The organism is Streptomyces sp. NPDC090442 (genome assembly GCF_044769405.1).
In the GTDB taxonomy this organism is placed as follows: Bacteria; Actinomycetota; Actinomycetes; order Streptomycetales; family Streptomycetaceae; genus Streptomyces.
In genome coordinates this window covers 26,100-48,197 of sequence record NZ_JBIVXW010000038.1, presented here as the reverse complement: position 1 = coordinate 48,197, position 22,098 = coordinate 26,100, and the positions used below count along the sequence as shown (strand labels likewise).

The following is a 22,098-nucleotide window of genomic DNA, read 5'->3' as shown; positions in this document are numbered from 1 at the left end:
CGGTGTTCGGCAAGCCACCCGTGAGGGTCAGGAAGCCCCCGTGCGGTGCCCGCGACAGCACACATCCGACCAAATTTGCCCTCATGAAGGCGCTTTGTCATTCCAAAAGGAAGGCTTATGACGGCGGCGCAGCCGATCGCCCCGCAAGGGGCCACAGTGCTACATATGGCGAGTGATGGAAATTTTCGGGCGAAAAGGTGAAGTAGGGCGCCGTCTTCGCTCGGTGCTGAACGTGCACAGCGTCGCGGGACAGGTGCTCGTGCTCCAGCTCGCGCTCATCGTGCTGCTGGTCGCGGCGGCCGGGGCGGCGCTCGCCCTCCAGGCCCAACAGGCGAGCCTCCAGGAGGCCAAACAGCGCTCGGCCGTCGCCGCGCTGGCCTTCGCGCACGCCCCCGGGACCGCCGCCGCCATGGAGTCCGCCGACCCCACCGCCCGGCTGCAACCCCGTACGGAGGCCGCCCGCCAGGAAGCCGGCCTCGACTACCTCGTCGCGTTCAGCCCGTCCGGCATCCGCTGGACCCACCCCAACCCGAACCTGATCGGCAAGCACGTCCCGGGCAACTACGCCCCGGCCTTCAACGGGCGGACGTACACCACCACCTCCGCCTCCCACTTCGGACGCGCCGTGGACAGCACCGTCGCCGTCAAGAACGCCGACGGCCGGGTCGTCGGCCTGATCGCGGCCGGCATCAAGGTGCAGCGCACCAACGAGTGGGCGCTGCAACGGCTGCCGCTGCTGATCGGCAGCGCCGCCGGCGCCCTCATCGTCGGGATCTCCGGGGCCGCCCTCGTCAGCCGCCGACTGCGCCGCCAGACCCACGGCCTGGACCCGGCCGAGATGACCCGGATGTACGACCACCACGACGCCGTGCTGCACGCCGTCCGCGAGGGCGTGCTCATCATCGGCGGCGACGGACGACTGCTGCTCGCCAACGACGAGGCCCGCCGGCTGCTCGCCCTCCCCCAGGACGCCGAACACCGCCGGATCACCGAGCTCGGCCTGGAACCCGACATGGCCGACCTGCTGGCCTCCGGCCGCGCGGCCACCGACGAGGTGCACCCGGCCGGCGACCGCCTGCTCGCCGTCAACATCCGCCCCACCGCTCCCTACGGCGGCCTCCCCGGCACCGCCGTCACCCTGCGGGACACCACCGAACTCCAGGCGCTCACCGGCAAGGCCGAGATCGCCCAGCGCCGCCTGAAGCTGCTCTACGACGCCGGGATGCGGATCGGCAGCACCCTGGACATCGCCCGCACCGCGGAGGAACTGGCCACGATCGCGGTGCCGCACTTCGCCGACGTGGTCTCCGTCGAGCTGCTGGAGCCGGTGCTGCGCGGCGAGGAACCGACCCGGTGGCCCGCCCCGATGCGGCGGCTGGCGGTCCGCGGCGTCCCCGAGGACTCCGCGGTCTACCGCGTCGGCGAGCGCATCCGCTTCGTCCCCAACAGCCCCGTCGCCGCCGGGCTCGCCGACGCCCGCGCGGTCGTCGTCCCCGACCTGCGCGCCGAGCACGAGTGGCGCGCCCAGGACCCCGGGGACACCCAGCGCATCCTCGACAACGGCATCCGCTCCCTGGTCGCCGTCCCGCTGCGGGCCCGCGGGGTGGTGCTCGGCCTGGTCAACTTCTGGCGCGCCGAGACCTCCGAGGTGTTCGGCGACGAGGACCTGTCCTTCGCCGAGGAACTCGCCGCACGGGCCGCCGTCTCCATCGACAACGCCCGCCGTTACACCCGCGAGCACGCCACCACCATCACCCTCCAGCGCAGCCTGCTGCCGCGCGCGCTGCCCGAACAGTCCGCCCTGGAGGTGGCGCACCGCTATCTGCCCGCCCAGGCCGGCGTCGGCGGCGACTGGTTCGACCTGATCCCGCTGCCCGGCGCCCGGGTCGCCCTGGTCGTCGGCGACGTCGTCGGCCACGGCCTGCACGCCGCCGCCACCATGGGCCGCCTCCGCACCGCCGTCCTCAACTTCTCCGCCCTGGACCTCCCGCCCGACGAACTCCTCGGCCACCTCGACGAACTCGTCAACCACATCGACACGGACGAGGCCCGCACCAATGGGCGGGGCGGGGGGAGTTGGGACGGGGAGACGGGACGGGGGAACGCTGTCGACGGGCTGTCGGGTGAGGGCGGGGCACGGGCCGCCGCGGGGGCCGACGGGACCGAGGGCCCCGTCCCGTCCCCGCCGTCCGCGTCCGAGACGGAGAGCTCCCTGGTCGGCGACAGCGGCGCCGGCATCACCGGCGCGACCTGCCTCTACGCCATCTACGACCCGGTGGACGGGCGAGTCACCCTGGCCCGGGCGGGCCACCCCGGCCCGGCCCTGGCCCTCCCGGACGGGACGGTCTCCTTCCCCGAGGTGCCGGTCGCCCCGCCGCTCGGCCTCGGTGGCGGCATGCCGGTGGAGACCGCCGAACTGACCCTGCCCGAAGGCTCCCGGCTCGTCCTCTACACCGACGGGCTCATCGAGAACCGCGACCGCGACATCGACACCGGCCTGGAGTTGCTGCGCACCGCCCTGGCCCGCGGCGGTCCGGACCGCTCGCCGGAACAGACCTGCGGCGACGTCCTGGAGGCCCTGTTGCCCCAGCGCCCCAGCGACGACATCGCCCTGCTGGTGGCCCGCACCAGACTCCTCGCCCCGGACCGGATCGCCGAATGGGAGGTCCCCTCCGACCCCGCGGCCGTCGGCCCGATCCGCTCCGCCTGTATGCGGACCCTGGAGTCCTGGGGGCTCGACGAGATCGGCTTCACCACCGAGTTGATCCTCAGCGAGCTGATCACCAACGCCATCCGCTACGGCGCCCAGCCCATCCGCGTCCGCCTGCTGCACGACCGCGCCCTGATCTGCGAGGTCTCCGACGGCACCAGCGCCTCCCCGCACCTGCGACGGGCCGCCACCACCGACGAGGGCGGCCGCGGGCTGTTCCTGGTCGCCCAGTTCGCACAGCGCTGGGGCACCCGCTACACCCCCGGCGGCAAGGTCATCTGGACCGAGCAGACCCTCGACGCGTCGCACCCGCGGGGCGGCCCCGACGACGACGGCGTCGACACCCTCCTCGCCCAGTGGGACGACCCGACCGCCTGACCACCGGGCCCCCGCGCACCGGATGCAGCCCCACCCGCCGCTCGCTAACCTCGTTCGAAGGGCAACGGGCCACCCACGGGGCCACCACCGGCCCGGGACCACCCCCGTCACGCACCCCGCGTCGCCGCCCGGCCCACGACGGCGCCCGTCCGCGCCCCTTCCCCTCCGTTCTGCCTCAGGAGGCCGCCATGATGCAGGTGCCCGAAGCGCGCGACATCGCCCCCCGCCTGGCCACCGGCGCGTTCATCCTGAACTCCGGGCTCACCAAGTGGGGTGCCGACCAGGAGACCGCCGACGCCGTGCACGGCATGGCGTGCACGGCGTACCCGTTCCTGTCGAAGCTGCCCGCGGAACAGTTCACGCGGCTGCTGGCCGCCTCGGAGATCGCCGTCGGCGGCGCGCTGCTCGCCCCGTTCGTGCCGACCCGGCTGGCGGGCCTGGCCCTGACCGGCTTCGCCGGCGGCCTGGTCGGCCTCTACCTGCGGCTGCCCGGCATGCGCGAACCGGGCAGCCTCCGCCCCACCCAGAACGGCATCCCGCTCGCCAAGGACACCTGGATGTTGGGCATCGGCCTGGGCTTCCTCGCCGCGCCGAGCTCCTCCAGGACCCGCCGCTGCCCCATCCCGTTCGCGGCGCGGTGCGCCCGCGGCCGCCGGCACCACTGCCACCGCTGACCGCCGGCCCTTCGGGGTGCGGTCGGGTCAGTCGGCGTCCCGGGGCCTGTCCGACGGGTCGGGTTCGGGCAGGCCCCAGCGCCGGGCCCGTCGTGTTCCGGCGGCGCGCGCGGCCGCCGCGCAGACCGCGCCGAGCAGGCCCGCGCCCGTAAGGACCCAGAAGCTCGTCCGGTCGGTCTGCTGCCAGCCGAGTTCCGCGTACCGGTGCACCACGAAGCCGTCGAAGAACATCCAGGAGACGAGGAGGACGGCGGGGACCACGCGGGGCCGGGCCGCGGCGGCGACGGCGACCGTCAGCAGCGCGAACGCCACGAGCGAGAACGCGAAGTGGGTGGCCTGGCCGGTCACCAGCAGGGTCGTGACCGCGACCGCGGAGGCGGCGGCGCCGACCGGGAGGGCGAGATCGCGCCCGAGGTCGTCGGCCGTCGGCGCCACACGCACCGACCGCCCCGCGAGGAGGCGCGGCCCTCGGGGGGCGGGGCGGGGAAAGCGCGGGGTGGGTGTGGCGGTGGGGGCGTTCGTGCCGGGTGGCGGATGGGCGGGGACGGGGTGGTGGAGCGCGGCCATGGGAACACCTCCGGGGGCCTGCCCCGGCGACGGGGCACGGGGCGGCGGGGGCGCGGGCGGGACCCGACGAGCGGGGGCTGGTGTCAGGGTGCGCGGGTTGGGGGGCCAGGGGTCGGATCGGCGCGGAACTTAACGCCGTGCGTATGGCGGGCGGAGGGTTTCTGACGCGGTCCTGACGCCGGGGGGATGGACACCGGCGGGCACGGGATGCCCCTGGACGCGCCCCTGGGGGCATGGCGCGCGGAAGCGTGTTGCATACTCGCTCCTCGTTGCCCGGGGGATCCCGGGGGACGACACGGGCAGGATGCGACAGGCGGCAACAAGAGGTGGCGAGTTGGGCGGAATCGACCCTTAGTGGACCCGTGTGCGCGCCTCACCCGGTTCGTGCCCCATCGGGCCCGCGCCTCGCCGGTCCCGCGACGCGACGCGCCGGGCCCGCCTCGCCGCTCCCCCCTACGCCTCTCCCCCACCCCCAACCCCATCAACCGAGCCAACCCACCGGCCGCCCACGGCAGTCGGTGGCACGCATGACGATCGGCAGGACGTGGCCGTATGACCAGTACCCAGGTGGACCCCACTCCACCGCCCGCTGTCGCCGCACCGAGGTGGCGGTCCTGGCTGCTGGACGGGCTGAGCGAACAGGCCGCCCGGCACCCCGGGCCGCACGGCACGCCGCCCGCCGAGCACAAGGGGCACCCCTGGTGGCGGGTGATGTGCCTGACGGGTGTCGACTACTTCTCGACGCTGGGGTACCAGCCGGGCATCGCGGCGCTGGCGGCCGGGCTGCTGTCGCCGTTCGCCACCCTGGTGCTGATCGCGCTGACGTTGCTCGGCGCGCTGCCCGTGTACCGGCGGGTGGCCAAGGAGAGCCCGCACGGCGAGGGTTCGATCGCCATGCTGGAGCGGCTGCTGCCCTGGTGGGCGGGGAAGTTGCTGGTACTGGTGCTGTTGGGGTTCGCCGCCACGGACTTCGTCATCACGATGACGCTGTCGGCGGCGGACGCCTCCGCGCATGTCGTGGAGAATCCTTTCGCCCCCGCCGCGCTGCACGGCGCGAACCTGTGGATCACGCTGGTGCTGCTCGCCGGGTTGGGGGCGGTGTTCCTCAAGGGGTTCCGGGAGGCGATCGGGATCGCCGTGGCGTTGGTCGGCGTCTATCTGCTGCTCAACGTCGTCGTGCTGGCCGCGTCGATCTCACAGGTGCTGTCGCACCCGATCGCGATCGGCAACTGGTGGGAGGCGACGACCGCGCAGCACTCCTCGCCCCTGGCGATGGTGGCCGTGGCGCTGCTGGTGTTCCCGAAGTTGGCGCTGGGCATGTCCGGTTTCGAGACCGGGGTGGCGGTGATGCCGCAGGTGCGCGGAAGCGCCGGGGACGACCCGGCCAAGCCGGCCGGCCGGATCCGGGACACCCGTCGACTGCTCACCACCGCCGCGCTGATCATGAGCGGCTTCCTGCTGCTGTCCAGTCTGGCGACCACCATCCTGATCCCGCAGAAGGAGTTCGCCCCCGGCGGGGCGGCCAACGGGCGGGCGCTGGCGTATCTGGCCCACCAGAACCTCGGTGAGGCGTTCGGGACGGTCTACGACGTCTCGACCATCGCGATCCTGTGGTTCGCCGGGGCGTCCGCGATGGCCGGCCTGCTCAACCTCGTGCCGCGCTATCTGCCGCGGTACGGCATGGCGCCGGAGTGGACCCGCGCGGTGCGCCCGCTGGTGCTGATCTTCCTGGCCATCGCGTTCGTGATCACGATCGTCTTCGACGCCAGCGTGGACGACCAGAGCGGCGCGTACGCGACGGGCGTGCTGGTGCTGATGCTGTCGGCGTCGTTCGCCTCGACCGTCGCCGCGCGCCACAGGGGGCACCGGGGCGCGACCATCGGGTTCGGGGCGATCACCCTGGTCTTCGGGTACACCCTGGTCACCAACGTCATCGAGCGGCCGGACGGTTTGAAGATCGCGCTGCTGTTCATCGTCGGCATCCTGCTGACCTCGTTCGCCTCGCGGGTGCACCGGGCCTTCGAACTGCGCGCCGCGGACGTGGTGTTCGACGCGACCGCGGAGCGGCTGATCGAGGAGGCGATGGCGGCCGGCCCGCTGCGGGTGATCGCCAACGAGCCGGACGAGCGGAACGAGGAGGACTACCGGGCGAAGGAGTACAGCCAGCGCGAGGAGACCCATATCCCCGACGGCGGGCCGGTGTTGTTCCTGGAGGTGCTGGTCGAGGACTCGTCGGACTTCTCCGCCGAACTGCACGTACACGGCGTGGAGCGGCACGGGACCCGGATCCTGCGGGTGGCCGGCGCCGGGGTGCCGAACACCATCGCGGCGGTGCTGATGCGGCTGCGGGAGCGGACGGGCCAGGTGCCGCACATCTACTTCAACTGGACCGAGGGCCATCCGTTCAGCCATCTGCTGCGGTTCCTGGTGTTCGGTGACGGGGAGGTCGCGCCGGTCACCCGCGAGGTGCTGCGGCGGGCCGAGCCGGATCTGCGGCACCGGCCACGGGTCCACGTGGGCTGACGTCGCCCGCTCCCCCGCCCGCACTCGGCCGCCGGATCACTTCCGGCGGCCGAGTGCTTTGGCGCGGGTGTGGGACCAGCCGGTGAGCAGGACGCCGGCGGCGGTCACGGCGAGGTAGGCGGTGAGCAGCACCGGGAAGCCGGCGCCGAGCCAGCCGAGCAGACCGGTGTCGCCGTGGTCGAGGAGCAGCCGGACGGCGGCCTGGGCGGAGGTCACCATCAGGGCCATGCCGGCTATCTGGAGAACGTCGTACTTCATGGCGCTCCTTGAGGAGGGGAAGAAGAGGGCAGGCCGGCGCGGCCGGGGCGAGGGCGCCTCCGGGGCCGGACGTTACGAACGTACCAACGGCTACGGCGTCGTATTAGGCTCTGTGGATGCCGAGTTGGCTTTACGTCACAGTATTTGCGAGGTGCCGGGTGGGGGCGGGGCGGGTGGAAAAGGGGCGTTCGTGTGTGGTGTGCGGGGCGGCGTTGGCGCCGGCGGGGCGGGGGCGGCCGGCGGTGTACTGCTCGCGCAGTTGCCAGGGCCGGGCGTATCGGCGCCGGAGGAATCCGCCGGTGCCGCCCCCTCCGGCGCGGAGCGGGGCGGCGGGCACGCCCGGGGCCGCGGCGGCGGCGAAGCGCCGGCGGATCATCGAGGCGGTCTGGCGGATCGCGGCCGAGCGCGGGCTGCACGCGGCGAGCATCCGGGAGGTGGCGGCGGAGGCCGGGGTGTCGGTGCGGGCGGTGCAGTACCACTTCACGGACAAGCACCGGCTGTTGGTGGACGCGCTGCGGCACCTGCACGCGGAGAACGAGCGGATCGCGCGGGCCCGGATCCGCTTCGATCCGGCGGATCCGCGGGCGCTACTGCGCGACGTGTTGGACGAGTTCCTGCCGTTGGACGCCCAACGAACCGCGGCGCTGCGGGTGTTCGCGGCGTACTACGCGCGCAGCCTGACCGATCCGGCGCTGGCGCGGGTGTTCCTGCCCGGGGAGCATCCGCTGGAGGAGTTGGTGGCGTCGCTGCTCGGCAGGGCGCGGGCCGACGGGCGACTGGCGCCGGGGTTGGACCTGCAACTGGAGGCCGACCTGCTGGTGGCCGCGGCGGTGGGGCTGGGTGGTGACGCACTGCACGGGCGACGGTCGTTGGCCCAGGTGCGACGGGCGCTGGAGTACCGGCTGGGGACGCTCTTCACAGGGGCGTAGGGGCCGCGCCGCGGATACGGCGCGGCCCCGACGTGCCGCTGACTCACCGCAGGGCCGGCTCCGGGTAGAAGTTCCGCGGCCGCCCCTGGGCGTCCTTGAGGCGTCCCAGCAGGCTGGCCGGGTACTCGATGAGCCAGTAGCTGGCGGTGGCCGCGACGAGCGCGGCGGCCAGGACGACCAACAGGGCCCAGGGGAAGCCGGCCGCGCCCGGCGGCAGCAGTCCGACGGTGTGCAGCACGAGCATGACCGGCTCGTGCCAGATGAACAGGCTGTAGCTGATCAGGCCGACCGGGGTGAGCCAACGGGCCGTCAGGAAGCGGTTCCAGAAGGTCCGTTGGCTGATGTGGAGGGTGCTGAAGAGGAGCAGCAGCCACAACGCGGAGGCGATGGGGTGGTAGTAGGTGAAGGTGAAGCCCTCGGCGTCGGACTGGAGCGAGAGGCCGAGGAGCCCGGCCAGGGCGAGGGCGGTGAGGGTGAGCGCGGCGCGCGGGGCGAGGCGGGCCCGGTCGCCGAGGGCGGCCAGGGTCACCGCCAGCCCCATGCCGGCCGCGAAGCCGCCGAAGCGGGCCTGCGGGCCGAAGTAGGCGACCCAGTCGGTGTGCGGGATGCCCAGGGTGTAGTGCGCGACGGTGATCCAGGCCAGCGGCGCGGCGAAGAGGAGGAGGCAGCCGGCCGCGCAGAGCGCCACCCGGCTGCCGCGGCGGCGCAGGCGTCGGCAGGCGCGGACGGCGAGCGGGCCGAGGCCGACGAGGACGAGGTAGAAGAGCACCTCCAGGGAGAGCGACCAGGTGGGGCCGAGGGTGTAGAAGATCCGTTCCTGGTCGAAGACGTGGGTGAAGGTGAGGTGCTCGAAGAGGTCCTGCCAGTTGCCGGGGAGGGTGGGGTTGCGGGTGGCCCAGACGACGAGGACGGCGAGGACGTAGAGCGGCAGGATGCGGATGGCCCGGCGGAAGAGGAAGGACCGTGCCGGGCGGGTGGAGCCGCCGTCGATCGCGGCGCGGGCGTAGGAGAGGGTCAGCAGGAACGCCGACAGGACGAAGAAGAGGTCGATGACTTCGAGGGAGAGGACGGCGTTGAGGAGGGGGTTGTCGACCGGCGGGTGGGTGCCCCCGGCGTCGTAGGAGCTGTACTGCTGCCAGACGTGGAACGCGACGGTGCTGAGGGCGGCCAGGCCGCGGAAGCCGTCGATGTCGCCGGGGGGACGGCGGCGCGGGGCGCCCTTGCGGGGGTGCGCCTGGAGGGGCGGGGCGGTGGCGGTGGTCATCGGCGGGCCACCGCCTTCGTGGCCTGGGCGCGGGGGGTGACGCGCCACTGCCGGTCGCCGAGCGCCTCCTTGAGGTGGGCCTGGCGGGCGACCATGTTCTTGAAGTGGCTGTAGAAGACGGTCGACACCAGGAGGTAGGACCAGAACCAGCGGCGGCGGGCGCGGAGTTCGGGGACGGCCAGGCGCCAGGCGAAGAGGGCCTGGACGGGGCCGGCGCCGAGGGTGAGGAGCAGGGCGAGGACGCAGACCGGGACCGCCCAGTTGAGGTGGTCGATGCCGCCGGCCTTCCAGGACGCGTAGAGCAGGATCGGCAGGATCTGCAGGGTGAGCCAGGGTTGGATCTCGCGCCAGCCCAACAGCACGAGCAGGCCGAATTTTTGACGTACCGTCAGTACGGGTGACCGTAGGCCGCGCCAGAGGTGTTTGAGGGAGACCTGGAGCCAACCCTGGGCCCAGCGGGAGCGCTGGTTCCACAGGGCGGTGAGGGTGGTGGGGGCGAGTTCGCGGGAGAGCAGGGTGCGGTCGACGGCGATGCGCGAACCGCGGGTCAGGGCACGGAGGGTGGAGTCGATGTCCTCGGTGAGCATGGAGCCGTGCATCCGGGTGCGGGCGAGCAGGTCGGCGCGCCAGAAGCCGTTGGAGCCGCCGAAGACACCGAAGTCGTGGAGCCGGGTGCGGCCGGGGTGGCTGACCGCGTAGATCGCCTCGAACTCGACGGCGACCAGCCTGGCGATGCGGGAGCTGTCGCCGTTGCGGATGACGCAGTGGCCCTGGACGACGTCGTAGCCGTTGGAGAGCCAGTGCCAGGCGTCGCGAAAGGCGTGCGGGGCGGGGTGGTGGTCGGCGTCGAAGATGCCGACGAACTCGCCGCGGACGCGGCTGACGGCGGCGTTGACGTTCTGCGCCTTGGAGGTGCTGCCGGCGACCGGCAGCAGGACCAGGCGGGGATCGCGGGCGGCGATCTCGCGGAGGGTGTCCTCGACGGGCAGGGGGTGCGGGGTGTTGTAGGCGAGGACGATCTCCAGGCCGCCGGGGTAGTCCTGGCGCAGGAACGATTCGACGGTCTCGACGATGGTGGCGGCCTCGTTGGGGAGGTACGCGGCGATCACCGCGCTGGCCGGCGGGTAGGGGGCGCCGGGGCGTTCCGGGCGGGCCGGGGCGTCCAGCGCGTAGAGGCATTCGAGGATGATCAGCAGCGCGGAGAGCACCAGTCCGGCGACCACCACCCAGTACATGACCGAGCCGAGGTCCCAACCGGCCAGGTACGCCTGCTGGTAGAGGGCGAACGGCACGCCGATGCCCAGGAGCAGCGCCAGGACCGGGGAGAACGCGGAGAGCGCGGGGCGGAACAGGGCGCGCAGCGGGGGCCGGCGGTGGCGGTTCGGGCTCTCCCGCATCCAGGGGGCGTAGCGGACGGGGCGCAGGTCGCGGTGGCGGAGCGCCTCGCGGGCCGCGTCGCGGGCCTGGCCTGTGGCCTCGGCGGCGTCGGTGGCGTGGGTGAGCGGGAGCCAGCCGATGGCGGGGGTGAGACGGACGTTCTCGTCGGCGACGACGAAGCGGGTGCCGGCTGCGGTGGTGGCGAGGGCGTCCAGGCTGCGCAGGGCGGCCTCCTCGTCGACGCCGGGGAGCAGCATCAGCAGGTGGCCGTCGTCGTCGCGGCCGAGGCGGTCACAGACGCCGCCGAGCCGTTCGGCGACGCCGGCCAGGCGTTCGGCGACCTCGCGGCGGGTGCGGGGGCCGAACCGGTCCTCCAGGGCGGCGAGTTCGGCGACGCCGATGACGGCGAGGACGCCGCCGTGCCGGGCGGCTCCGGGGCGCCTGAGCTCGCGGTCGAGCTCGTCGAGGAAGTGCGGACCGGAGTAGAGGCCGGTGCGGGGGTCCCGGAGCAACTGCTCCACGGGGACGGGGACGCGACGGAGCTTGGCCTCGATGCGGGCGGAGAGTTCGTCCGGGTCGGAGACCTCGGGTATGCAGTCGTCGGCACCCTGACGCAGCAGGTCGGCGACGCCGGAGGGGCCGGGGGTGCCGGTCACCATCAGGAGCGGCAGGGCCCGGCCGGCGGGGACGGTGCGGACCTCGCGGATGACGTCGGCGGCGTGCCGGGCGTCGGGTTCGTCGAGGGCGACGACGGCGTCCGGGGGCGTCTCGCGGACGCGGGGGCCGGCCTCGCCGGGCGGGGCGTGGCTGACGTCGTGGCCGGTGGTACGGAGGGTGTGGGCGAGGCGTTCCAGACGGGGGCCCGGGGTGCCGACGACCAGGACGTGGCCGGCGGGTGGGGCGACGGGTGGGGTGGGGTGGTCCGTTCCGCCGAGCAGGGCGGTGGGTGCGCCCTGGGAGTCTGCGTGGTGCGAAGTGAGCACCTGGCGTGGTCCTTTCTTGGCTGCGGGGCACGCGGAGACCGGCGCGCGGTGGCCGGCACGCGGCGTCCCTCGGGCCGGTGGGGCCGTCCGGTCGCATGGCGTGGCGACCGGGGGCGTCGGCGGTCCGTGGGGCGTCGGTCCCGGTGGCCGTGCGCGGGCAGGGCGGAGCAACCGCCCTGGTGCGGCGGCGGGTTGGGGCGCCGTGGGCCGGCTGGTCAGGCCGGCGGCTCCGGGTGCGCGCGGGGTGGGGACGGTGGCAGTCAGGCGGGGGTCGGGCGGCGGTCGCGTGGGGCGCGCCGCATCACCGCGCGGTGATTGTCAGATGCATGACAGTCTGAGCTGCACCGGCGTGCGTCTTCTCGCGGCGGAACGGACGGCGGCACGGCGGAGCGCGGCCCCGGCGGGCGCGACCGGCACGGCGAACTGCGGGCACCGGACCGCACGGTGGCGGTCGAGCGTGTATCGCATAAGTGAGGGTCCCATCCTGATCGGATTGTGGGGGGAGGACCGAATGTCAGGTGTACACCGACCGGCCCCGCTCGGCAAGGCCCATCGGCACCCGCCAGCCTCGGGGATCACTGTGACACCGCACCTTCATCCACGTAACACCTTCATTACGTCCCGCCGCCGAGCGGGCTTCGTCGGGCGCTACCACCCGGTAGATGCCGGCCCATCGGCCATACCCGGTACGGGAGTTCTGACCTGGAGGTTCGTACCTCTCTCTGGTCTGTTAATCTGCCCGCCCCTGGATGTTCCTCCATGTCCGCTCCCTTCCTCATCCCCAGCACCCCCTTCCTCGCCGGGTGCAGCGAGGTGTCGCGTACGTGAACAGCGTTCCGTTCTCCCCCGTTCAGGCCCGATCCGCGCGGGCCCGGGTGGGCCTGACCACGCTTCAGGTCGCCCAGTCCATGGCGGCGTGCGGTGCGCCGGTGCACCCCGAGGCGATCGAGGCGTGGGAGTACGGCTCCCTGACGCCCACCGAACCGCAACTCTTCGCGCTGGCCGATGTGTTGTGGTGCCCGCCGGCGGTTCTGATGGGGGTGCAGCCGCGGTCGCTGGCCGAGCACCGGATGGCCCGGCAGGTGAGCGTGGAGCGGCTGGCGCAGTGGGTGGGGATGGACCCGGACGCGTACCGGGCCGCGGAGGCGGCCAACCAGTGGCACGGCGACTACCGGCAAACCAAGGCCCTGGTGGAGGCGTTGGGCCTGTCGCTGCGCGAACTGATCGGCGTCATGGGGCAGGTGGAGGAGTTGGCCGGACACCTGCGGGCGGCCATCGAGGGGCGCTGGAAGTCGCACGTCGCCCCGATCACCGAGATCACCACGTTGAACCGGACGCGGGTGAGCGATGCGCTGCGCACCATGCACGGCGAGTTCGCGGACTTCTCCGAGCGGTACATGGGGCATGTGGTGGGGCGGAGCGGCGACGCCCGGCTGAAGGAGATCGCGGCCGAGCGGTCGGCGTATCTGCGACGACTGGTCGACCACTTCTGGGAGCTGATCGGGGAGGCGGGCGAGGCGCCGCCGTTCAACTCGGTGCGCTGAGGCGGCGGGACGGCGGGCGGGGCGGTGGTGCCGCCCGCCGTCCGGCCGTCGGGTCAGTACGCGCCCGGGGCGTGCGGGGCGGGCCCGGGACCGGTCGGCGCGTGCGCCCCACCGGCCTCGAAGCCGCCCCCGGCCCGGACCCCACCCTCGCCCTCGTCCCCTCCCCCGCCTTCGTCCTCGGTGAACTCGTCCCAGTCGATCTCCAGCGACCTGCGGCGGGTGAAGACGTTGAAGAGGAGGTTCAGGGCGATCGCGGTCACGCCGCCGAGGGTGATGCCGCTGTCGAGCACCGCCCGCACGCCCTGCGGCATCCGCTCGAAGAACGGCGCGACCGCGGTGGGCAGGAACGCGGCGCCCAAACTGACCGCCAGGATCAGGGCGTTGCGCTCCTCGCGCAGGTCCACCTTGCCCAGGATCTGGATGCCGACCGCGGCGACCATGCCGAACATGGACAGCGCCGCGCCGCCGAGCACCGGGTGCGGGATCGCGGCGACCACCGAGCCGGCCTTGGGCAACAGTCCCAGCACGATCATGAATCCGCCGGCCGCGACCACCACGAACCGGCTCATCACCTTCGACATCCGTACCAGGCCGATGTTCTCGGCGAACGCCACATAGGGAAAGGAGTTGAAGATCCCGCCGAGGACGGTGGCGACGCCGTCGGCGCGCAGCGCCCGGGCGACGGTGTCGTTGCCGACCGGCTTTCCGGTGATCTCGCCGATGGCGTAGACGTCGCCGGTGGTCTCCACCATCGTGATCAGCATGACGACGACCATCGCGAGGATCGGGAACGGCTCGAACTTGGGCATTCCGTAATGGAACGGGGTGCTGACGCCGAACCAGTCAGCATACCCCACCGCACCGAAGTCGGCGTCGCCGAGCAGCCAGGCGACGGCGGTGCCGCCGACCAGTCCGAGCAGCACCGCGACGCTGCTCAGCAGCGGCTTTCCGATCCGCACCAGCACGAGAATGAACAGCAGGGTGCCCAGCGCGTATCCGAGGTTCTTCAGGTCGCCGAATTCCGGCTCGCCCCTCAACTGGGCGCCGCCGGCCGCGTCCTGGAGCGCCTGCGGAATGAGCGTCAGGCCGATGATGGTGAGGATCGTGCCGATCACCACCGGCGGGAAATACTTCACCAACTTGCTGAAGAACGGGGCGAAGAGGAACGTGGCGATGCCGGCGGTGATCACCGCGCCGTAGACCACCAGCAGCCCGGCGGTGCCGCCGCCGGCGCCCAGCCCGATGGCGATCATCGGGGAGACCGCGGTGAAGGTGACGCCCTGGACGAGCGGCAGTCGGGCACCTATCTTCCAGATGCCGAACGCCTGGATGACGGAGGCGATTCCGCAGGTGAAGAGGTCGGCGTTGATGAGGTAGACGAGTTGCTCGCGGGACAGCCCGAGGGCGTTGCCGAGCATGATCGGGACGATGACCGCGGCGGCGTAGAAGGCGAGGACGTGCTGGAATCCGTAGAGGGCGAGTTTCCCGAACGGGAGGACGGTATCGACCGGATGGGTCCGCTGCCGGGGAATGCGTTGGGGGGATTGTCGCGCGAGTCGTGCCATCTCTGCCTTGCCTTCACGAGGTAGGTGAATAAGAGGGAGCCCGGGCCCTGGTCGGGGCGCTCACCCTAGTTGACCTGTGCCGTTCCGCGCGAGTAACCGGCCTTCTGGCAAAGGGAATTGGCCGTAAGCTCGGAAATGTGGCCGAGCGGCCCGATGCGTCCAGCGCGCCCGAATTACCGGTCGAATGCGGTGGGTTGGCCGGGTCGGGGCCTGGACGGCCGCACCGCGCGCGGTGACGGCACCGTCGGCTCGCGGCGGCGGCACCGCTCCCCCACGGCGTCCCGCGGGCCTCAACCGCCCGGCGGCCGCGCCCGGGAGGCGTCTTGGACCTCTCCGGGGTGCCGGGCCCGACGCGCCGCCAGGGCGCCGACGAACCCGGTGACCAGCCCCCAGGCCACGCCCACCGCCACCAGCCGCCCGAGCTGCGGCACCAGGGTGACCGAGTCGCCCAGGTCCCCGCCGAGGTCGCCGACGCCGATCAGGGAGAGCCCGTAGTGCGCGTCGATCCGGGTCAACAGCCCGACGGCGAGCAGGGTGAGCGCGAGCGCCACCGCCATCTGCAGGGCCTGTCGCCAGGCGGGCGTCCGGGCCGGGGCGCGGACCGCCGCGGTGTACGCGGCGCCGAGCAGCACCACCACGGCCACCGCCACCAGCAGCCAGTACCGCCCGTCCTGGGCGCCGAGCGAGCCGAGGTCGAGGGTGCGCTCCCCGCGGCCGCGCAGCGCCTGCTCCAACACGTGCGGCAGCGGCAGCCCGAGGGCCGCGTCGACGTGCCCGGTCCAGGCGCCGCCGGTGCCGATGCCCAGCGCGAGCCAGGCCAGGTTCGGCAGCCCGAGCAGGATCGCCGCGAGGGTCCGCGCCGGGTCGCCGCGGGTGATCAACTCGACGATGCCGACGGCCAGTCCGAGCGCGACGTAGACCAGCAGCGTCAGCACCATCGCGAAGGCCGGCGGGCGGACGGAGTCCTGGAAGCGGAGCAGCCGCGGGGAAAGCGGGGCCTTGCGGGAGACCAGGAGGGTCAGCACCAGGACGGCGAGCAGCCACAGCAGCCCGTAGCCGAGGGTGGCGGGGATGTCGGCGCGGAAGCCGACGGTCGGGGTGGTGCCGAGGAGGGCGCCGATCCGGTCGGCGATCTCGTTGCCGACGCTGATGGTGAAGCTGTGCCGGGCGGCGAGCGCCAGCAGGAGCAGCAGGACCAGCCAGCACACCGCGGTCCGCACGATCCTGGCGAGCAGTTCGCCGGCCGGGGCGAGCGCGCGGTGGCGCAGCGGCCACAGGAAGACGACGGCGGTGACCAGGGCGCCGGCCAGGGTCACCGACAGCGGTACGGCGTCGACGGCGGCATGGGCCTGGGCGATCACCCCGGCGTTGCCGGTGGCGCCGAGCGAGCCGCCGGCCGCCGCGACGACGACGGCCGCGACCACCGAGGGGAAGGCGCCGTTCGGCAGCCCGGCCGCGCCCGCCGCCCACAGGCCGAGCGCGGCGATCAGCACCATGGTGAGCAGGCCCGCCACGGCGGTGCCGAGGGCGTCCGCCCAGCCGCGGAGGGCGGACGGGGCGCCGTGCGGTGCCGGGTTCCGGGAGCCGGCCGCAGCCGGGCCGCGCATCTGGCTCACGCTGTCTCCTGCGGGGCGCGGGGCCGAAGTGCCCTTGAGACCACGGTACGCACGGAGCCCGCACGAGAGCACGCGGAAGGACCGGTCGGGGCCGGGAGGCGGGCACCGATGTCGCGTTCCCGCCGTAGCCCCGCTTCGATATCGAACTGTGTCCTAATAAACCGATGCACCGCACAACCGCTGAAGCGGACAAACCGTCTACATCAGTGCGGCGGATGCCACGGGCTCCGCCGCTGTCCGTTGCCCAGTTTTGGAGGGACCCTCGTGCACGCCGGAACACGTCGCCACACCGCCCGGTTGATACCCGCCGCGCTCGCCGCGGGGCTGTTGCTGACCGCGTGCGGGAACGGCGCCGACTCCTCCCGGGCGGCGGAGCCGGCGGCCAAGGTGACCGTCACCCCGGCCGGTGGCAGCACCGCCGCGAAGCTGGGCTCGCCGATATCCGTCAAGGCCGACGGGGGCAAGCTGACCGCGGTCGACGTCAAGGACGACAAGGGGGCCAAGGTTCCCGGCAAGTTGGCCGCCGACGGCGGGTCCTGGACGTCCGAGGGCAAGGTCCGGCCCAAGACCACCTACACCGTGCAGACCGAGGCGAAGTCGACCGGCGGCAAGGAGTCCAAGGCCACCGCGACCTTCACCACCGAGCAGCCGGACAAGGTCAACAAGCTCACCAACACCCCGGGGAACGGACAGACGGTCGGCACCGGCATGCCGGTCTCGATCAAGTTCGACCACAAGATAGCCAAGGACAAGCGCGCCGAGGTCGAGAAGGCGCTGACGGTCAACAGCCAGCCGAAGGTGGAGGGTGCCTGGGGCTGGGTGACGGACTGGGACGGCAAGGACCGGATCGACTGGCGGCCCAAGGACTACTGGCCGAGCGGCACGAAGGTCTCCGTGCGGGGTGCGCTGGGCGGGATAGATTCCGGCGACGGCCGCTACTTCGCTCGGGACTACGACTTCGACTTCAAGATCGGCGCCGACCACAAGGCCGTCATCGACGTGCCCTCGCACAGCATGACCCTGTACGAGAACGGCAAGCCGGTCGACACCATCAAGGGCTCGGCGGGCTCCCCGGAGGCCCCCACCCGCAACGGCGTCCACACCGTCCGCAGCAAGAACGCCGCCGAGACCATGGACTCCGCCACCATCGGCTACGGCAGCCAGTGGATGCTGGACTCGAAGTGGGTCACCCACCTCACCGCGTCCGGCACCTTCCTGCACTCCGCGCCCTGGAACAAGTCCATCGGCGTGGTCAACAACAGCCACGGCTGCTTCGGCATGACGACCTCGGACGCCAAGAAGGCGTACGACTTCCTCACCATCGGCTCCACGGTCGAGGTCAAGGGCAGCAGCAGCACCGCGAAGACCGACGTCGGCAACGGCCTGGAGGTCTGGCAGGAGAACTGGCAGCAGTGGCAGCAGCGGAGCGCCCTGAAGTAGCGCCCGCGGGCCCGCGCCACGACCCGCGGCCCCACCTCCAAAGCCCCCGGCCCGGTGACGAGTTGCTCGTCACTGGGCCGGGGGCTTCGTCGTCGCGGTCAGTGCCCGCCACTGGGGCCGGCGCTCGGTACCGGCTTGGTGATCCGGTCGCCCGAGGGGGCGAGGACGTACCACTTCCCGCCGTGGTCGTCCGCGCCCTGGCCCTTGGCGTCGCCGGGCCGCTTGTCCCCGTCGAAGTAGTAGAGCGGTCGCCCGTCATAGGCGACCTCCCGGCCGCCGTCCCGACGGGTGATCGTCCCCAGCAGTTCCTTCTGCACCCCGGCGCCGGCCGTCGGCGCCCCGCTCACCAGCACCGGCGGCCAACGGTCGGCGCAGGCGCCGTAGCAGGTCGACTCGCGCTCCCCGTCCGCCTCGAAGAGGTAGAGGGTGCGGCCCTGTCCGTCGACGAGGAGGGTGCCGAGCGGCCCGGAGCGGGCGTGCACCGCGACCGGCCCGGGGGGCGGGGTGGTCGGCGCGGCGCTGGTGGTGACCGGGCCGGTGGCCGACGGCGTCTGGGTCCGCGAAGGGGCCGTCCCGCCGCCCTGGTTGGCGCATCCGCCGAGCGCCGCGGCGACCAGGGCGACGACGGCCGCGACGACGGCGGGGCCGGCCGCGCTGACGGGGTTCCTCATCGCACGACTCCTTCGGCACACGGGGCGGGCGGCGTCCGACCGCCCACCGTCACTAGACAGCAGCCGCCTGGGCCGGGCATCCGGGCGGGCGCGTTCGGCGTAGCCGGGGGCGGGCGGCGGCGTCAGCGGATGTCGTGGACGGTGCGCCGGTAGGTGGAGCGGCGGTCCTCGATGTCCGACCAGCGGTCGCCGTAAACGGTCTGGGTGATGCCCGGTTCGCGGAGGAAGGCGTGCGGGAAGCCGAGCGGGACCGCGCTGGTGGCGTCCAGTCGCGCCAGGGCGTCGGCGTCGAGCACCACGCCGATGCTGCCGAGGTTGTCGGCCAGTTGGTGCTCCTTGGTGGCGCCGATGATCGGGACGATGTTGCCGGGGCGCTGGCGCAGCCAGGCGAGCGCGACCTGGGCGGGGCTCCACCCGCCCTGTTCGGCGATCTCCAGGACGGCGGTGACGGTCTCCTCCTCGTTGTGGTCGGCGCGGTTGTCCCCTTCGTCGACGTCCCGACCGTCGAGCCGGCCGGACTCGCCGCGCCGGTACTTGCCGGTGAGCTTGCCGGCGGCGAGCGGGGCCCAGGCGAAGACCGCCTGGTCGAAGGCGCGGGCCTGCGGCAGCAGTTCGCGCTCCACGGTCCGCTCCAGCAGGTTGTAGCGGAGCTGCGAGCCGGCGAAGGTGGTCCAGCCGCGCAGCTCGGCCAGGGTGTTGGCCTGGGCGATCTCCCAGGCGGGCCAGTCCGAGACGCCGAGGTAGAGCACCTTGCCGGACCGCACGAGGTCGTCGAGGGCGCGCATCACCTCCTCGACGGGGGTGAAGTTGTCCCGGGCGTGCACCCACAGCACGTCGAGCCGGTCGGTGTGGAGCCGGCGCAGGCTCGCCTCGACGGACTGGACGAGGTTCTTGCGGTGGTTGCCGGCGGCGTTGACGTCGCCCTCGGCGGTGGCGCAGGTGTACTTGCTGGCCAGCACGAAGCGGTCCCGGCGGCCGGCGAGCAGCTCGCCGAGGATCGTCTCGGAGGTGCCGCCGGTGTAGTTGTTGGCGGTGTCGAGGAAGTTGCCGCCGGCGTCGGCGTAGGCGTCGAGGAGGCGCGCGCTGGTGTCCTTGGCCGCGCCCCAGCCCCAGTCCTCGCCGAACGTCATGGTACCCAGGGCCAGTTCGCTCACCCGCAGGCCGGTCTTGCCGAACAGTGTGTACCGCACGCGGTCCCCTTCGGTCGGTGGTGGCCCACACGCTAGGAGGTGGAGCGCGCTCCAAGGCAAGGCGACATCGGCGCGGCCGGGTGGCCGGGAGGCGGGCGGGCGCCTCCCGGCCGGGGCGGGTCAGCCGGTGCGGAGCGCCGGGTCGCTGACGCCGGGCTTGCCGGTCTCGACGTGGCCGGCGAGGCGGCGCAGGAAGCCGGCGTCGGTGTCGGCGGTGATCGTCAGGTCGTACCAGCGCTTGCTGGCGGTGAGGTCGACGCGCTGGGTGACGGTGCCGCCGGGGTCCACCCGGACGGTCTGCTTGGCGCCGCCGTAGGCGTTGACGATGGTGAGGTTGCAGGGGGCGGTGCCCGGGTTGCCGAGCGAGAGCTCGATGCGCCCGGAGGCCGCGTCGTGCCGGGCGGTCACCTCGGGGACGGCCTTCTTGCCGGGGCCCTTGAAGGTGCGCAGGAAGCCGTTGGGGCCGTGCACCGTCAGGTCGTAACTGCCGTGGGAGTAGGCGGTGTTCCAGGTGTCGGAGAGCGTCTTGCCGGCCTCGGTGGTGTACGTCCAGGGGCCGTCGGTGCGGTTGCCGGAGGTGACCAGGAAGCAGGCGCCGGCGGCGCCGCCACCGCTGAGGGTGAGGGTGTAGCGGCCGCCGGCGACGTCCCCCTTGCCGTCGGTCAGCGGGACGTAGGGCAGCGGGCGGCTGGGCCGGGAGCCCGGCTCCTGGGTGGGCAGGACGGGCGTGGCCGGCGGCTTGGGGACATAGCTGTCGTGCCGCTTGTGGTCCGGCGGCTGGAAGCCCTTGGTGTCCGGGAGCGGGGCCGGCTTGGCGTTCTCCAGGGAGAAGTCGAAGGCGGAGGTGAGGTCGCCGCAGATGGCGCGGCGCCAGGGCGAGATGTTGGGCTCGTGGACGCCGAAGCGGCTCTCCATGAACCGGATGACGGAGGTGTGGTCGAAGACCTCGGAGCAGACGTAACCGCCGGTGCTCCAGGGGGAGATCACCAGCATCGGGACGCGCTGGCCCAGGCCGTAGGGGCCGGCGGCGTACGTGAGGTTGCCGCCGAAGTGCTCCAGGGCGGTGTCGACGGTGGACTTGCCCTGGTTGGCGGAGGCGGGCGGGAACGGCGGGACGACGTGGTCGAAGTAGCCGTCGTTCTCGTCGTAGGTGAGGAACAGCGCCGTCTTGCTCCACACCTCGGGGTTGGAGGTCAGCGCGTCCAGGACCTGGGAGACGTACCAGGCGCCGTAGTTGGCGGGCCAGTTGGGGTGCTCGGAGAAGGCTTCGGGGGCCGCGATCCAGGAGATCTGGGGCAGCTTGCCGGCCTTGACGTCGGCCTTGAGCTGGTCGAAGTAGCCGTCGCCCTGCTTGGCGTTGGTGCCGGTGCGGGCCTTGTCGTAGAGCGGGTTGCCGGGCGCGGCGTTGCGGTACTGGTTGAAGAACAGCAGGGAGTTGTCGCCGTAGGTGCCGCGGTAGGCGTCGTCGATCCAGCCCCACTTGCCGGCCGCGTCCAGGCCGTCGCCGATGTCCTGGTAGATCTTCCAGGAGATGCCGGCCTTCTCCAGGCGCTCGGGGTAGGTGGTCCAGCCGTAGCCGGCCTCCTCGTTGCCGACGACCGGGCCGCCGCCGGTGCCGTCGTTGCCGACGTAACCGGTCCACATGTAGTAGCGGTTGGGGTCGGTGGAGCTCATCAGCGAGCAGTGGTAGGCGTCGCAGATGGTGAAGGCGTCGGCGAGCGCGTAGTGGAACGGGATGTCCTTGCGCGTCAGGTACGCCATGGTGCCGGTGCCCTTGGCGGGGACCCACTGGTCGTACTTGCCGTTGTTCCACGCCTGGTGGCCGCCGTGCCAGTCGTGGTTGAGGCCCTCGATGAACTGCATGCCGAGGTCCTTGGCGTCCGGGTGGTAGGGCAGCAGGTCCTTGGTGCCGTCGGACTGGTGCCACACGGGCTTGCCGCTGGGGAGCGTCACCGGGCGCGGGTCGCCGAAGCCGCGGACGCCCTTGAGCGAGCCGAAGTAGTGGTCGAAGGAGCGGTTCTCCTGCATCAGGACGACGATGTGCTCGACGTCCTTGATGGAACCGGCGCTGCGCCGGGCGGGGATGGCCGCGGCGCGGGCGATGCTGTTGGACAGCGCGGCGGCACCGGCGGTGGCGCCGGCTATCTGGAGGAAGCGCCGGCGGTTGATGTCAGCCATGTGTCTGGGGACCTCGTAGGTGGGGGGGATCGGGGGGTGGAGCGGGTGCGGAGGGTGCTGCGGGCAGAGTGTTCCAAGAGGAACGAGGAACAGGGAAGAGGAAGTGTCCCGGCCGTGACACTTCACCGTACGGTGGGCGAACTCCCAGGCCACGCGCGGCCCCGGCACGACGAACGGCCGGCGGGCCACGGCAGTTGTGCCGTGACCCGCCGGCCGTGCGGGGTCGCTCCG

Annotated in this window: 15 protein-coding genes; 6 read left to right on the top strand and 9 right to left on the bottom strand. The window is 72.8% G+C overall.

Annotated features, from left to right (window positions below; all coding sequences use genetic code 11):
• Positions 1–223 precede the first annotated feature (223 nt).
• Both ACIQU6_RS25685 and ACIQU6_RS25680 read left to right on the top strand, forming a co-directional pair.
• Positions 224–3,088, top strand: coding sequence for a SpoIIE family protein phosphatase (locus ACIQU6_RS25685; RefSeq protein ID WP_403484022.1), 2,865 nt, complete (start codon positions 224–226; stop codon positions 3,086–3,088).
• A gap of 188 nt (positions 3,089–3,276) precedes the next feature.
• Entirely contained in the window at positions 3,277–3,762 is a 486-nt protein-coding gene (locus ACIQU6_RS25680; protein ID WP_403484021.1) for a hypothetical protein, read from the top strand.
• Positions 3,763–3,789: 27 nt separating this feature from the next.
• Here ACIQU6_RS25680 and ACIQU6_RS25675 read toward each other — a convergent pair whose 3' ends face one another.
• Complete coding sequence (locus ACIQU6_RS25675) at positions 3,790–4,329, bottom strand: hypothetical protein (RefSeq protein WP_403484020.1); 540 nt, start codon at positions 4,327–4,329, stop codon at positions 3,790–3,792.
• Positions 4,330–4,881: 552 nt separating this feature from the next.
• Here ACIQU6_RS25675 and ACIQU6_RS25670 point away from each other — a divergent pair.
• Positions 4,882–6,852, top strand: a complete 1,971-nt coding sequence (locus ACIQU6_RS25670) for an amino acid transporter (protein WP_403484019.1) — start codon at positions 4,882–4,884, stop codon at positions 6,850–6,852.
• A 36-nt stretch (positions 6,853–6,888) separates the two neighbouring features.
• Here the strand turns inward: ACIQU6_RS25670 and ACIQU6_RS25665 are convergent, their stop codons facing one another.
• Positions 6,889–7,110, bottom strand: a complete 222-nt coding sequence (locus ACIQU6_RS25665) for a hypothetical protein (protein ID WP_403484018.1) — start codon at positions 7,108–7,110, stop codon at positions 6,889–6,891.
• A gap of 299 nt (positions 7,111–7,409) precedes the next feature.
• Here ACIQU6_RS25665 and ACIQU6_RS25660 point away from each other — a divergent pair, with 299 nt between their 5' ends.
• Positions 7,410–8,039 (top strand): TetR/AcrR family transcriptional regulator, encoded by a 630-nt coding sequence (locus tag ACIQU6_RS25660; protein WP_403484017.1) that lies wholly within the window; start codon positions 7,410–7,412, stop codon positions 8,037–8,039.
• A 43-nt stretch (positions 8,040–8,082) separates the two neighbouring features.
• On the opposite strand, the gene ACIQU6_RS25655 is transcribed toward ACIQU6_RS25660, so the two are convergent.
• Together ACIQU6_RS25655 and ACIQU6_RS25650 are read right to left on the bottom strand one after the other, a co-directional pair.
• A complete protein-coding gene (locus ACIQU6_RS25655) occupies positions 8,083–9,303 on the bottom strand; it encodes an acyltransferase family protein (protein WP_403484016.1) in 1,221 nt (406 codons plus the stop codon).
• Positions 9,300–11,663 (bottom strand): glycosyltransferase, encoded by a 2,364-nt coding sequence (locus ACIQU6_RS25650; RefSeq protein WP_403484015.1) that lies wholly within the window; start codon positions 11,661–11,663, stop codon positions 9,300–9,302. Before ACIQU6_RS25650 ends, ACIQU6_RS25655 begins: the two co-directional genes overlap by 4 nt.
• A gap of 908 nt (positions 11,664–12,571) precedes the next feature.
• Between ACIQU6_RS25650 and ACIQU6_RS25645 the strand changes: the two genes are divergently transcribed.
• On the top strand, positions 12,572–13,207 hold the full coding sequence (locus ACIQU6_RS25645) for a transcriptional regulator (protein ID WP_403484052.1): 636 nt from the start codon (positions 12,572–12,574) through the stop codon (positions 13,205–13,207).
• Positions 13,208–13,260: 53 nt separating this feature from the next.
• On the opposite strand, the gene ACIQU6_RS25640 is transcribed toward ACIQU6_RS25645, so the two are convergent.
• Together ACIQU6_RS25640 and ACIQU6_RS25635 are read right to left on the bottom strand one after the other, a co-directional pair.
• Positions 13,261–14,772, bottom strand: a complete 1,512-nt coding sequence (locus ACIQU6_RS25640; RefSeq protein WP_403484014.1) for a nucleobase:cation symporter-2 family protein — start codon at positions 14,770–14,772, stop codon at positions 13,261–13,263.
• 290 nt (positions 14,773–15,062) lie between these two features.
• Complete coding sequence (locus ACIQU6_RS25635; protein WP_403484013.1) at positions 15,063–16,388, bottom strand: streptophobe family protein; 1,326 nt, start codon at positions 16,386–16,388, stop codon at positions 15,063–15,065.
• A 264-nt stretch (positions 16,389–16,652) separates the two neighbouring features.
• On the opposite strand from ACIQU6_RS25635, the gene ACIQU6_RS25630 reads away from it, so the two are divergent.
• Positions 16,653–17,828: an Ig-like domain-containing protein gene (locus ACIQU6_RS25630; protein WP_403484012.1), complete on the top strand. Its 1,176-nt coding sequence runs from the start codon at positions 16,653–16,655 to the stop codon at positions 17,826–17,828.
• A 98-nt stretch (positions 17,829–17,926) separates the two neighbouring features.
• On the opposite strand, the gene ACIQU6_RS25625 is transcribed toward ACIQU6_RS25630, so the two are convergent.
• The 3 genes from ACIQU6_RS25625 to ACIQU6_RS25615 all read right to left on the bottom strand — a co-directional run bounded on the left by ACIQU6_RS25625 (position 17,927) and on the right by ACIQU6_RS25615 (position 21,867).
• Positions 17,927–18,499, bottom strand: coding sequence for a hypothetical protein (locus ACIQU6_RS25625; protein ID WP_403484011.1), 573 nt, complete (start codon positions 18,497–18,499; stop codon positions 17,927–17,929).
• Between the two features lie 122 nt (positions 18,500–18,621).
• Entirely contained in the window at positions 18,622–19,689 is a 1,068-nt protein-coding gene (locus ACIQU6_RS25620; protein ID WP_403484010.1) for an aldo/keto reductase, read from the bottom strand.
• 120 nt (positions 19,690–19,809) lie between these two features.
• Entirely contained in the window at positions 19,810–21,867 is a 2,058-nt protein-coding gene (locus ACIQU6_RS25615; protein WP_403484009.1) for a phosphocholine-specific phospholipase C, read from the bottom strand.
• Between the last annotated feature and the right edge of the window lie 231 nt (positions 21,868–22,098).